The following is a 14,240-nucleotide window of genomic DNA, read 5'->3' on the forward strand; positions in this document are numbered from 1 at the left end:
TTAACCGATTAAAGCATTATAGATAATCTCATTTTGAGGTATATCATTAATAGCTTTTTTACCAATGATATTTGATCTTTCAGCCCATTTTAATCCATCTCCAGGAGATAACATATGGATGTCGTCTTCTGTAATGATTTCACCAGCTTTAATATTTCTTTTAGAAGCGATTGATCGTTCAAGTTTGTTTTTGGCAGCAGTAGTATCTTCAACGATGAAGATTTTCTCTTCTCCCATAGATTCATCGAGAATTCTAATATCTCTTACCATGCGATGTACGCCATCAGGACCTAATGAACCGGCCTGATCAGTACCTTTCATTCGTCGATCCAAAGTAATATGTTTTTCTATTATTTCTGCACCGCAAGCTACTGCTGCTACAGGCATAGAAATACCTATTGTATGATCTGAATAACCAATAGTATAATCACTGTAATTTTTAAGCAAGTAACTTATTGTTTTTAAATTGACATTTTTAGGGTGAGTAGGATATTGTGAAACGCAGTGCAAAATAGATAGGTCACTATGATGTTTTGTAATTACTTCTATCGCGTCATCCAGTTCTTTTTTACCTGCCATGCCGGTAGAAACGATGATTGGTATTTTTGTTTCAGCGAGAGCTGCTAACAAAGGTAAGTTTGTTAAGTCTCTACTAGCTACTTTCAATTTGTCAGGCGTAAAAAGTTTTAACATTGATAAACATCCGGTTGCACAAAGTGTTTCTACAAATTCCAAACCTTTTGACTTTGCATGTTTATATACTTCAAAATGTTCTTCATCGTTCAATTCTAGGTACTCTCTATGTTCGCCATAGGTAGTGCCGAATGAATTATCATTATCATATAAACGAGCCATTTGTGACTGCGAAAGTTCCTGATTTAAGTCGCGTTTTGTTAATTTAACGGCATCCATTCCTTTCAATATCCCACCAAAAACTTCGTCGTGAATAGGTCTTGAAATTAAGTCAATAATTAGTTTAGCAATTTCGACTGAACCATTATGGTTTTGTCCAATTTCTCCTATTAGGTATGTGTTATTATTTTGCATTTTTTTCAGTTTCTGTGATCATAGAGGAAATAAAGTTACTGTTTTTTACCATGTCTATCACATCATTATAATTAAATTCAATTTTATTATTTAAAAGCGCTTTATACACATTTGATGCGTTATCAAAATCAGCACTTGTATCTACAGTAAGTCTGATATAATTATTGTCAGAAATAACTTTATCTACCTCTAACCACGCAACTTTAAATTTATCATTGTTATCATAAATATAATTTGTGACATGTTCTAAAAAAAGGGGAGAGTCAGTTTGATTTAAGACTTCTTTAAGGGCGGCGAATTTAGTTATTTCAGCAAAGAAACCATAACTAGTTTTCATACAAGGTTTTCCATTAATTCTATGCGCTAAATAGTCAAAATCCTCATTCCAGTTTTGAATTAATTCATCAAGAAGTGAAATATCTAAAAAGGGATTGTCTGCGCAAACTCTTATTAATGTTTTATTAGGGTGTAATTTCTCGACATCAAGAAATCGTTGAACTAAATTATTCTCGCTTCCTCTGACAATAGTGCATGGATCGTTTCTTAATAAATCCACTAAACTATCGTCTTTGGTATTTGTTGTTGTCGCAACAATTATTGGGATATAATCAAATTTGGCGTTTAACTTTCTTATTATTATTTGTGGTATAGTGAGACCATTATTAAAAGGTAACAACATTTTATTGGCTAAACGGGTAGAACCGGTTCTTGCCTGTATTATAAATACAAATTCTGTCATTGTACAAATTTATTGAATTTCGGCTATTAAATTTTTAAAATTTTGAATTGAACGATCGTTACTAAAATTTTTACTCCAGGTCAATTTCGCTTTTTTTCTCAGTTCTATTTGATTTGAAAATAAAAAGTCAAAAGCGTTTAATATTTGCTCATTAGAAAAGTTTTCATCTAGTAATAGTTTTGAATCTACTATTTCACGGCAGCCACCAACATCTGTGCTAATTACGGGTATGCCAAACGAACTAGCTTCCATCATGGAAAATGGTAGGCCTTCTGTTTTACTGACACTAATAAATGCGGTAATTGGTTGAAAAGCATACATGGACATGATTTCCTCGTTAGATAATTTCCCTTTGAGTTTATATGTAATATTATGCTTAGTTTTTAGTTTGTCTATAGCAATACGTAAACCTTCATTCTTTGTAAAGTCGTAAGTACCGATGTGGTACCAAATAATTGATGTTTTATATTTTTCTGAAAGTGCAATCAAAATATTTGGAATAAGTTCAATGCGTTTTACATCTCTTCGCGCTGTATCCGCTACACTTACTATAGTTATTGGTTTGTCTGAATCCTTTAGTGGATTGTCAGTTAAATGTCTTTTATTGGTACCTAAATAGTAAACTTTAATTTTTGGATTAAATTCACTATATTTTTTATTTAGATAATGAACACCATTTTTAGAGACGCTTAGAATCAAATCTGCATTTTTAAAAATAAATTTTCTAAAACTTAATTTTTTAGTTTTTAGATAACGTTCTTCAAATAAATCTCCTCCATGCGTACAGGTAATGAATTTACAATTGTGTTTTTTTTTCAAGAAAGTCGGCAGCAGGGCATTGTTATAGGTGAAAAAAGAATACAGTACATCTGATTTGGAGAATGTGTACTTGTTATTAATAGTTTTCGATAGATCAATATATTTTAGTAAATAACTCTGTCTAAGTAAATATTCTTTTAAGTATGCAATAGAAGTGTTTTTAGAAAATAAGTCGGCAAGTAAAATAAATTGAATTGAAAAAAAATTGTTTAACAAGATTCTTTTTTTACTTGTTGAAGAATTGACAGGTAGGATATGTTTTTTAACATTTGTAGGAAAATTATATTGGTTTTTATCCTCTGTTAGTATTATTACCTCCTTAAAAATTGAAGACATTTTAATAATCTCACTTTGTGTGAAAGTAGAATTTAAACTCTCCATGAAAAAAAAACAACGGAAATTATTCATATAGATTCTTACTGTTTAAATTGAAATCACTTGAGGGATTATTCGGAAATATTTTTCCAAAATGATTCAATTTGGTCAATAAATGCTTTCGGGGTATGAATTTCATCCATACTTTTTTTACTATTTTCCATCATTTTTAATTGCTCGTTTTCGTCTAAAGTAATGACTCCTTCCATTTTAATACAAAGTGAAAGTGGGCTGTCCTCATCTAAAATAAAACCATTAGTATTATTCTTTACGAGTAGATCTGTTTGGCCAACATTTCTAGCTAAAATTATGTTGCGATGAAACATTGCTTCCATCATACTTAAAGAAGGAAAATTTTCAAAGTCCTGTGTTGAAATATAAACTTTCGTTTTTGGGAAAACATCGTGTAGCGTATTTGATTGTTTAAAGTTTATGATGTTATCTAAGCCCAGTTCAACTGTAAGTGTTTTTAATTCATCAAGTAAAGGTCCATGTCCGTATAGGTCAAAATTCCAATTTGTCCAATCAACTTTTTTTCTATCGACTAAATGCTTAACAGCATGGATATACCAATCCGGTTTTTTTTGATTATCTAATCTACTTGCAAAAATAAATGTATTGCTTTTTTCAATCTGACTTTCATTTTCTTTAAACAAAACGAAACGAGAAGTAATACACTCTATTTTTGTTTGTTCAGGCAATAAATTATTCTCTCGGAAATATTTTTTGTAATATTCATACCAACTATAAATTCCGTCAAATTTTATTTCATTGGGTTGTGAAACATATCTTTGATAATAACCTTTATCGCCGGCCAGTAATTTATATGGAATTTGACAATCTACTATGTTCTGGATCAACTTTGGCCGATTATTAATTTTACTTAGGAATAATAATCTTTCAAAATCCTGTCTCCCATAATTGGCACAATGAAAAACGTCAATTTTATATTTTTTAATTTTGTGGTATAAATCAATATTTTCGACTTGTCTCTTGAATCTGTTAGAAACATTTTTGAGCAACACTATATTTTTTGAGTCAGAAGTCAATTTATTGACTTCAAGTAAAGCATTATAGGTTGACTTGTCAAGAAAATAGAATAAATTGAATTGGCTGTTTAGCTGTCTTGAATAGATAGTGAAGAAGTCAGAAAAAAATCTTTCAACGCCGCCACCGCCCTTTAAACTGTGAGCTCCTGAGAGATAAATAGCAATATTCTTTTTCATCATTTAATTAATTTGGTAGGCATGTAAAACAATGCATCTTGTAAAGTAGACTCTAGACTTGATATCTTATTATTAAAGCCTGTTTCCATTAACCTGTATTGATGGTAAGATGAAATGGTTGTTTATATTAAATCAGCATATTGTTTTTCTCCTATAACCTTACCTTGATCCAATTCTACTATACGGGTTGTGTGTTTCAAGGTTGAATATCTATGAGCAATTATTATAATTGTTATATTTTTATCACTTAATTTGGATACTGTCTGGTTAATCTCATTTTCAGTTTGATTATCTAATGCTGAAGTTGCTTCGTCAAGAATCAATACTTCTGATTGATGATACAGTGCTCTGGCAATTATAACCCGTTGTTTCTGGCCTCCGCTTAAATTTTTTCCATTTTCTTTTATTAAAAAGTCTTGAGCTGATTTATCTTTGATTAACTCACTTAAAGATGCTAGTTCGATAGCTTGACTTAAGCGATTTTCATCAATTGAATCTTCTAAAAATGCAATATTACTAGCTAATGATCCATTTTCTATATAAGGTGATTGTTGTACATAGCTTATTTTTTGCATCCATGCAACCATATTACTTTCGTTTAGTGGTTTACCATCAATTAATATTTCTCCTTGAGTTGGTTTTATAAAACCTGCTAACATTTTAATTAATGTAGTTTTTCCAGATCCTGATTTCCCAATAATTCCTATTATTTCATTTTTATTCAACTCTAAATTTATAGAATCAAAAAAAAGAGGTTCAGACGTTTTGAATTTAAAATCAATGTTTGACATTTGAATCTTTGAGTTGAAATTTAAAGGTTCAGACGAAACTGATTTTGACTTTGATAATTCATGATTTAAAGGTTTCTCATAAGTACGGAAAAGGTAACTATATTGCTGAAGTTGCAAGAAAGAGGGAATCAATTTACTTAAAGATGGAATGATTCTGTAACCGGCAGCGGCATAAACAGCGATAAGGGGAAGGACAATAGCCGAATTGTCTGCTAAAAAGGCACCGTAAGAGAATATTAATAATAAACCTCCAACGGTTACCAATTCGAAAAGTTTAGCGGGTATTATAGCATACACACTGAGCTTTAAAGCTATACTGTTTAAAGCGGACATCGTTTTATCGTAATCCTTTATTATATTCTCTTCTTTTTGGCGAAGTTTTACATCAATATAGCCAAAAACACCTCTAATACTCTGACTATATAAAATTGGACTTAATGCATTTTGCTCTTCACCATATCGCTTCATTCTTTTTTTTACGGCGTAATTAAAAAGAACGGCAAATGGGAAGATTGTGAATACAATCAATAATAAAACCTTAAAGTCGTAAAGGGCAATACCCGAAATGATTAAGATGATTGCAATTAATTCTGAATTGATTAAAAGTAAAGATTTAACTAAGAATTGACTAAAATTCTTTGGATTACTATTCAATTCTCGAATTACTTGATTACTTTCAATTTTGTCAAATTCTTTATAATCTAAATTTAAGTAATAATTGTATGTTTTTGAGCCAATATATTCGCTTAAATCGAACGCGAATTTATTTTGAATCCAGTTACTCAGTAGTATAAAAAGGGATCTTAATATAAAAAATACGAAGGCTGCAATAAATAAATAGAGAATGAACATATTATTATCCTCAACTCCAGACCACGTTTTTAAATCAGCCAAAATACCATCTCCATATAATACTTCATTGTCAGCAATTGCTGATAAGATAGGTACAAATAATGCTAACCCTATTAAATCAACAAAACTAGTAATAATGATTAGAAATTGGACGCCGTAGAGTTTTTTCTTAAAGTTCTTCGGTAGTAACTTAAATACATTCTTATATGTACTAAAATATGTGCTTTTTAAACGGATAGCCATTGTTTGAATTACTAATTCGCAAGTAATTAATTTTTTCCACAAAAATAAAGAATAAAACAACGATAAAACGTTGAATACTATTTTTCTTTCTATGAATTCATAGATATCTCTGATAAAAATTTTTCATCCGCCAATAACTTTTGAATACCTTCTTTAATTGGAATTAGTTCCCTATTTAAAATCTTGAGCATTTTAGTATTGTCTGGTTGTCTTCTTGTCATATCGCCATCTTTAAGCGGAGGAAGGAAAATAATTTTAGATTCACTATTTGTAATCTTGATTATTTCTTGCGCCAACTCAAGAATCGTTATTACTTTTTCACCACCTATATTGATCACATCATTGATATATAGGTCTTGTTCTAAAGTGTTGATGGTTGCTTCTATATTATCATCAACATAACAAAACGTTCTGGTCTGAGATCCGTCGCCATAAATTGTAATGTCTTCATTTTTTAATGCTTGTCCAATAAATTTAGACATGACAAAATCTGTTGTTTGGTGTGGGCCATAAGTGTTAAAAAAACGGAAAATGGTATAGTTCAATCCGTATTCTTGATGGAATGATTTACAGAATGCTTCACCAACATTTTTTACTACTGCATAGGGTACGCGAGAGTTGAGTGGTGTGGTTTCTTCGTTTTGAGGAATTGAAACGGGTTCTCCATATACTTCAGAAGAGGATGAAAAGAAAAATCTCTTAACGCCAGAATTTTTCGAAAGGTTTAATAGGTGTTTTATTCCTTCAATATCTTGTAATACGCGCACTGGATTCTCTTGTGTCCTTGCTACACCAACAAAGGCTGCATAGTGAAAAACGCAATCAAACTGTGAAGAGAGCATTATTTCTGCAATTTCATCTCTTTTGTTGACGTCAGCCTTAATAAATTTTAATTGAGGAGATTCGATATTTAATTTACGAATGTCACCTGTCGACAAGTCGTCTACTACAGTGATTTTATATTCAGGATTCTTTAATAGAGTGTTCGTTAAACAACTACCTATATTTCCAGCTCCTCCAGTAATTAATATGTGTTTCATTTAAAGTATATAATAATAGATCAAGAAGTAAAAGTTATAAACAACCTTACTTATTTTGATTTAAACAGTTTTTTTTAAATTCAGTTGAAATATATTCAAAGCTGTATTTATCGATATTAAAATTAGTTTTTTTTAGCTTTTCCAAATCATTTAAATGGTTCAATGTATTTTTTTTATCAAAATTTTGAATCCACGCCCCTAAATTGTTTTCAACTATTAAATCGGAAATTGCACCTTTAGCGCCGATATAAATTATTTTTTTTTGCAAATATATAATCTCATAAAATTTAGCACTTAAAAAGTCTTTAAACTTCTCAGGATAAGCCATTAAATAATAGTCTGAAAGCAGTATTTTTTCAAACATCACAGTTTCGGGCACAAATCCTTGGTAATTAACCTCTTCAAACTGACTTAATTTTTGAGGACAACTTGAACGACTATAGATATTGAAAACAAATTTAATATTTAATGTTCTTAAAGTTTCTAGGAAATTAATGAATTGATTTTCTGTGTTTTCATATATTGTTCCAGCGTATATAAGTGTCAAGTTTTTATTTTTAGCGGGCTCGATTTTATTTAAAACTGTGTCAATTTTTTGTTTGTCAAAACCATGTGGCAAATGTGTTATTTTATCAGCATGTTTTGGGTAGTTTTTTTTTAAATAGTTTAACATTGCTTTTGATGGAACTGTAATTTTATTTGAAGTCTCAATCACATTTTTTTCCATCACAACTTCATGAGTTTTTCTCTTTTTGTCGAGTTGATTAAAACCATATCCTTGGCCCCATGTCCAAGGGTCCCTAAAGTCGCAAATAAGATTAATTTCTGGATATTTGGATTTTAATTGGGCGCCTGTATTTAACCAAGAAAATGGAGCGCCAGTTATGATTACATTATTAATATTTTCTTTTTCTACAATTAAAGACATTCTATCTAGGAGTTCTTTACTACAATTAACACCTCGGTCATAAAGACTTCCTTTAGTTATGCGTTTTTGTTTTCTCAAAGCAATTCTATACTCAATTTTATTCAGAATTGAATGCGGAAAAGAGTCTAATACTTTGGGGTACTTAGAATTTATATAGAATGATTTTGCAAAATTAGAGCCGTCAGCATTTTGCGTTGCGGAAATTAGGTACAGGCTGTTTTTGTCCTCAAGATAATCCGATATACTTGACCATCTTTTGCTTCCAATAGATTTGTCAGGTTTAAAATAATAGGATACGATTAGGGTTTTATTCATTTGAGCGTTGGATATTAGTTTATTATTATCCTAAACTTTTGATTTCTTGTCAATAAAAAAAGGAACCCATTTCCGAGTTCCTTTAGGTAAAATTCATTAGAGCGATTAAAACTTCGCTTTAGTTCCTCCCCAGCGTGTCTTACGACCGTACATCCAAGAGTAATTTTTTCTGTAAAATGAGTTCTTTGTTCTTAATAAATAACTATAAGAAACGGACATCGTCATAAAGTTATCTCTGTCCGATGCATCACCTCTAGGACTTCCTGGTCCGTATTGAACAGCATCAGGAATAAAGCTTCCACCTTTATAACGATTCGCTAAAACTGCAGCGTTAGGATCAGTTGACATTTGAGATGGATCAGCATAAACAGTTGAGATATCATCTAAATAATCAGTGAATGTCCAATTCCAAGCAAACTCGAATCCTATTCTGTGATGTTTTTTATATGTAAAGAAAAATCCTCCACCCAATGGCGCTGTTAATGCAATTGGTGAGTATTTTACACCTTCCGTCATTAAAGGTCTTAATGCAACTTTTTCTCCGTTTAATTCTGCTTTTGGATTATTGTAAACACCACCAATACCTACAAAGAAATACGTTTGATAATCTAATTGATAACGACCTCTATACCCAACATCAGATACACTTAATAATTGAGGATACCATTCAAATTTTGCGTTTAAGTGTAATAAATCGTTTGTAAAACTTAAGTTTCTTCCACGTCGTTCAACACTTTCTGAATTGGCATCATTTCCTTGAATTCTGGCATATTCAAAAGCAACCTGAACAGCGAAAATTGGATTTAATCTATATCTAGCAAAAACGCCAACATCCCATCTTGTATCCTGAATTTCCATATTGTATACAAAATCACGCGCAACATCCCCACTACCAATATCACCTAAAAAGTTACTTGCACCTAACTTAAGTCCGATACCTAAATTATATTGCTGAGCCTGCGAGAAACCAGCTGTTAATGCTAAGCATACAAGTAAAAATATTTTTTTCATTTCATAAAGATTTGGCACAAAATTAAACATTTATGCTTTTCAGTGCGCTAAAGTACAAAAAAAAGTTCGATTACTCAATAGTTAAATATTGGATAATCTTTTTGTTACTATATTTTAAGTGCAATTTTTTAAGTGCAATTAATATAGATACGTTTGTTTGATGCAAGGGGAGGCGTTCTAGATGCTAGATCGCTTACTTCGACTTCGCTCAGTACAAGTCGCTTCTCAACCACATTAGCTTTATGCGTCGCATCTTCGGCAAGCCTATGGCGACCGAAGGGAGGTGGTGCTAGATGTTAGATGCAAGATCGCTGCGTACAACAAAAAATACTATTAGTAAAATCAAAAACGTCTTCGGGTTCCCGCTGCCGCACGAATCTTTCGTGTGGTTTGCTAACTGCAACAAAAAATACTATTAGTAAAACCAAGTCAAATTCATAGGTCAGTAATGGGGTCAACTTATTGTATAAGTGATGTTAGCTCTTCTGTATATTTTAAGTCAAACCGTTCTGGAGCGGTCTAAAATGCTCAACAAGTGGCAATGATCGTTGATGCCATTCTTTTAGGCGCCATAAATAGAACTAAATTCTCGTTATTTAATTAGAGATAAAACATTTGAAAACGTTTTGAAATTCTTGAATGCGATGACTAAAAACGTCTCTGCTAGGCTTGGTAGATCGGCTTTATGAGTGATGTTATTTGACATTTCTGTTTCAGTAAAGATTCAATCAGTTCAATTCACTTTATTGTAAAATATTCGGTTACGATATCAGTAATAAGTATTTCTAACAAGAGATCAATAACTAAGCAGAATTTCCACAAACATTCACTTTAATTGTGTAAATTCGTAGGTCTAATATTGATCGAAAAAGAATGACAGAAAATAGAATCACAACACTATTTAACATAAAATATCCATTAATTCAAGCAGGAATGATTTGGTGCTCTGGTTGGGAGCTAGCATCGGCTGTTAGTAACGCCGGTGGATTGGGAATAATTGGTTCCGGATCAATGTATCCTGATGTTTTGCGATTGCATATTGAAAAATGTAAAAAAGCGACTGATCAACCATTCGCGGTAAACTTACCCATGTTATATCCTTCTATTGAAGAGCATATCGCTACCATAATCGAGTTAAAAGTGCCTATTGTTTTTACTTCGGCAGGGAATCCTAAAACATGGACGAGTAAGTTGAAAGAAGCTGGAATTACTGTTGTACATGTCGTTTCTAGTTTGAAATTTGCATTAAAATCGCAGGATGCAGGTGTTGATGCAGTTGTTGTTGAGGGATTTGAAGCAGGAGGACATAACGGTATTGACGAAACAACAACCTTAACCTTGGTTCCTGCAGTAGCGGAAAAGATAGACATTCCAGTTATAGCAGCCGGAGGAATAGGAAGTGGGAAGGCGATGTTGGCCACAATGATTTTAGGTGCCGACGGTGTTCAAGTTGGGAGTCGTTTTATTACAAGTGTCGAATCTTCTGCGCATATAAACTTTAAGAATAGAGTAGTGGAGACTGGCGATGGAGGAACAAGATTAACTTTAAAAGAGCTAACACCGGTAAGGTTGATACAAAACGAATTTTATCAAAAGGTTCAGGCAGCGTATGCTGAAGGAGCAGATAAAGAAAAGTTAGCAGATATTCTAGGTAGAGGCAGGGCCAAAAAAGGAATGTTTGAAGGTGATATGATTGAAGGTGAATTGGAAGTCGGTCAAGTAGCGAGTACAATTCATGAAATTAAACCTGCAGCGGAAATTGTAGCAGAAATGATGCAAGAATTTAATGCTGCTGTGGAAGAAATAAAGCGTGATAAATTTAATTTTTAATGATTCAATACGAAAAGTTTAAATTGGAGAATGGATTGACTGTCATTTTTCATCAAGATAAAACAACACCAATGGCAATGGTCAATATTATGTATAATGTTGGCGCGCGTGATGAAGAAGAAAATAGAACTGGATTTGCCCACCTTTTTGAACATTTAATGTTTGGTGGATCGAAGAATATTCCCAGCTATGACACTCCATTGCAGAATGCAGGTGGAGAATGTAATGCTTTTACCAGTAATGATATCACGAATTATTATAATCATTTACCTGTTCAGAATATTGAAACGGCTTTGTGGTTAGAAAGTGATAGAATGAAAGAACTGGCTTTCACACCAGAAAGTTTAGAAGTGCAAAGGAATGTGGTTATTGAAGAGTTTAAACAACGCTATTTGAATCAGCCTTATGGTGATGTTTGGTTGAAATTTAGACCGGTTATTTATACCAAACATCCTTATAAATGGGCAACTATTGGTAAGGATATTTCTCATATTGAGAAAGCGACTTTGGATGAAGTGAAAGCTTTTTTCTATAAGTTTTATGCGCCTGCAAATGCTGTTTTGGTCATTGCGGGGAATTTAGAATTAGAGGCGGTGCAAACGCTAGTACATAAATGGTTTGATGATATTCCGAATAGAGAAAAGTATATTCGAAATTTGCCGGTTGAACCAAAGCAAACGGAAACAAAAAGGTTAACACTAGAACGTCCCGTTCCTTCAAGTGCTATTTATATGGTGTTTAGAGTGGGGAATAGAATCTCAAGAGATCATTATATTGGAGATTTAGCTTCTGATATTATTGCAGGAAGTCATTCGTCTAGGTTATATAAAGAGTTGATTGTTAAAGAAAAGAAATTTACAAGTATTTCAGCTTATATATCTGGAGATATGGAAGAGAGTCTTTTCGTAATTTCCGGTCACGTTGCTGATGGGGTTAGTGTTGAAGAAGGTGAAGAATTGATTTGGAATAGTCTTAATGCTTTAAAAATCGAATCAATTAACGACCGAGAGCTAACCAAGGTAAAGAATAAACACAAAACAGGTAAGGTTTTTTCGGAACAAAGTATATTGAATAGGGTGATAAATATTGCATATTTTGAGACCTTAGGTTGTTTAGACCAAATTGATCTGGAATTGGATAAATATGACCGAATAAACGTGGAGGATGTGAAAGATTTTGTCGACAACAAACTCAAATTAGAGAATGCCTCAATTTTACATGTAATAGCAAAGAAATGAATCGTAAATTAATTCCACCTTTTAGTCAACCAAAAGAATTGCCAATTATAATTCCTGAACGAATTGAATTGCAAAATGGGGTTGAGTTGTTTTGGCTGAAAGATGTTAAAGACAATGCTGTTAAGTTAGATTTTGAATGGTCTGCAGGTACGAAATACCAGGATAAGAATTTAGTGTCTAGTTTTACCAATAAGCTTTTAATGAGTGGTTACGAGGGTAAAACTGCTGCTGACATTGCTGAGGATATAGATTTTTACGGAGGATTCGTGCAAAGGGAATTGGATAAGGATCACGCAGGTCTTACTATTTTTGGTCTGAGTGAGAATATGAGTGAGGTATTTAATATCGTTCAACATGCCTTATTGAATTGTACTTTTTCGGAGGATGAGTTTATTAAAGAACATGCAGTTACTTTATCACAATTTAATATTGACAGTGAAAAGGTAAAAACGATTTGTCGCCGAGAATTTAATGAGGGCGTATTTGGCAAAGATACACCTTATGGTAAGGTAGCAAGTGTTAAGGATTTTGACGATGTATCCCCTTCAGACTTATTGGCTTTTTATAAAAAACATTATTTAGGTACACAACCGACTATTTTTCTTGTCGGGCAAGTTGATGAAGACTTTATTGAACTTTTGAATCAGTTTTCGGGAGAATTTAAAGCTGATCCACTCAATTACGAGGTGGCTAAACATAATCAGACCAAAGGTTTAGTTCGATTGAAACAATCGGATAAATCGATGCAAGCAGCGATTCGAATGGGTAGGTTGGCCATGAAAAAAAATGAACCAGATTATTTTCAATTTCAAGTTTTGAATACCATTCTAGGAGGCTATTTTGGCAGTCGTTTAATGACCAATATTCGAGAAGATAAAGGTTATACTTATGGTATTGGTTCTAATGTTGCTGTTTTGTCTGATGCGGCTTATTTTTTCATTAGTACAGAGGTCGCAGCCGAATTTGAAACACAGACTTTACAGGAAATTGAGAATGAATTTGAACGATTGCGTACAGAATTAGTTAGTGAAGAGGAATTGGGGCGTGTGAAAAATTATATGTTAGGTAATTTTCTGCGTCAATCAGACGGATCGTTCGCTATGATGGAGAATTTTAAGAATATCTATTTTAACGAATTGGACAATGATTATTATTCTAGTTTCATTCAAGCTGTTCACAACACCAAGCCTGAAGATCTTCGTGATTTAGCAAATAAGTATTTAAATCAAGCTGATTTATTGACTATTGTTGTTTGTTAGGCTGCGCTAGTTGTTAGTCTTTAGTTGTTAATAATTAGCGTACTTTCGTTAAACTTTTTAAGTCAAACCGTTTTGGAGCGGTTTAAAATGCTCAACTATGAGTAATGTTCGTCGATGCCATTCTTTTAGGTGTCATAAATAGAACTACATTCTCGTTTTTTACTGAATAGATTGTTTTTCAACTAATACATTTTGAGAAATAGGTTTATGTGAATGCCTTGCGTAAAGGATTGTAGCGGATATCCTTTTTTTTGTTCTGCCCGGCCGAGGCGGTCGGATAAATAAAAAAGATTAGAGCGAAAAGCCTGACCCGATAGGGTAACGCCCAAAAAAAAGAGGCTATACTTATAATTTAAAACAAGGATGTTAATGCAGCATGGACTCGTTTAGGGTTTACCCTGAGGAAGCTGCGCGTGAAGATTTAAATGTCCGAATTTAATAGCGGTGACTGAGGAGAAAAGCGATCCAATCTAATAAATCAAATACACAATTAGAAGCAGAGAATATGTTGTTAAATATGCCCTAAA

11 protein-coding genes are annotated in these 14,240 nt (G+C 32.6%); 3 read left to right on the forward strand and 8 right to left on the reverse strand.

Annotated features, from left to right (window positions below; genetic code table 11):
• From T367_RS0115480 to T367_RS0115515, 8 genes are all read right to left on the reverse strand, one after another.
• Positions 1-1,047 (reverse strand): N-acetylneuraminate synthase family protein, encoded by a 1,047-nt coding sequence (locus tag T367_RS0115480; protein WP_027420663.1) that lies wholly within the window; start codon positions 1,045-1,047, stop codon positions 1-3.
• A complete protein-coding gene (locus tag T367_RS0115485; protein WP_027420664.1) occupies positions 1,037-1,786 on the reverse strand; it encodes a cytidylyltransferase domain-containing protein in 750 nt (249 codons plus the stop codon). The genes T367_RS0115480 and T367_RS0115485 overlap by 11 nt, the downstream gene beginning before the upstream one ends.
• A gap of 9 nt (positions 1,787-1,795) precedes the next feature.
• Positions 1,796-2,941: a glycosyltransferase gene (locus tag T367_RS0115490; RefSeq protein WP_169736075.1), complete on the reverse strand. Its 1,146-nt coding sequence runs from the start codon at positions 2,939-2,941 to the stop codon at positions 1,796-1,798.
• Between the two features lie 110 nt (positions 2,942-3,051).
• Positions 3,052-4,206 carry a glycosyltransferase gene (locus tag T367_RS0115495; RefSeq protein WP_169736076.1) on the reverse strand — a complete coding sequence of 385 codons (1,155 nt, stop codon included), beginning with the start codon at positions 4,204-4,206 and terminating at the stop codon, positions 3,052-3,054.
• Positions 4,207-4,328: 122 nt separating this feature from the next.
• Entirely contained in the window at positions 4,329-6,092 is a 1,764-nt protein-coding gene (locus T367_RS0115500; protein ID WP_157454268.1) for an ABC transporter ATP-binding protein, read from the reverse strand.
• 89 nt (positions 6,093-6,181) lie between these two features.
• Complete coding sequence (locus tag T367_RS22700) at positions 6,182-7,132, reverse strand: NAD-dependent epimerase/dehydratase family protein (protein WP_035845243.1); 951 nt, start codon at positions 7,130-7,132, stop codon at positions 6,182-6,184.
• Between the two features lie 46 nt (positions 7,133-7,178).
• Entirely contained in the window at positions 7,179-8,375 is a 1,197-nt protein-coding gene (locus T367_RS0115510; protein ID WP_027420668.1) for a glycosyltransferase family protein, read from the reverse strand.
• A gap of 105 nt (positions 8,376-8,480) precedes the next feature.
• On the reverse strand, positions 8,481-9,386 hold the full coding sequence (locus T367_RS0115515; protein WP_169736077.1) for a DUF6089 family protein: 906 nt from the start codon (positions 9,384-9,386) through the stop codon (positions 8,481-8,483).
• A gap of 873 nt (positions 9,387-10,259) precedes the next feature.
• On the opposite strand from T367_RS0115515, the gene T367_RS0115520 reads away from it, so the two are divergent.
• From T367_RS0115520 to T367_RS0115530, 3 genes are read left to right on the forward strand one after another with little or no spacing between them, the layout of a single operon-like run.
• A complete protein-coding gene (locus tag T367_RS0115520; protein ID WP_035845248.1) occupies positions 10,260-11,216 on the forward strand; it encodes an NAD(P)H-dependent flavin oxidoreductase in 957 nt (318 codons plus the stop codon).
• A complete protein-coding gene (locus T367_RS0115525) occupies positions 11,216-12,454 on the forward strand; it encodes a M16 family metallopeptidase (protein ID WP_027420671.1) in 1,239 nt (412 codons plus the stop codon). The genes T367_RS0115520 and T367_RS0115525 overlap by 1 nt, the downstream gene beginning before the upstream one ends.
• Positions 12,451-13,713, forward strand: a complete 1,263-nt coding sequence (locus tag T367_RS0115530; RefSeq protein WP_027420672.1) for a M16 family metallopeptidase — start codon at positions 12,451-12,453, stop codon at positions 13,711-13,713. The genes T367_RS0115525 and T367_RS0115530 overlap by 4 nt, the downstream gene beginning before the upstream one ends.
• Positions 13,714-14,240 lie beyond the last annotated feature (527 nt).

The sequence above is a fragment of the Crocinitomix catalasitica ATCC 23190 genome (assembly GCF_000621625.1).
GTDB lineage: Bacteria > Bacteroidota > Bacteroidia > Flavobacteriales_D > Crocinitomicaceae > Crocinitomix > Crocinitomix catalasitica.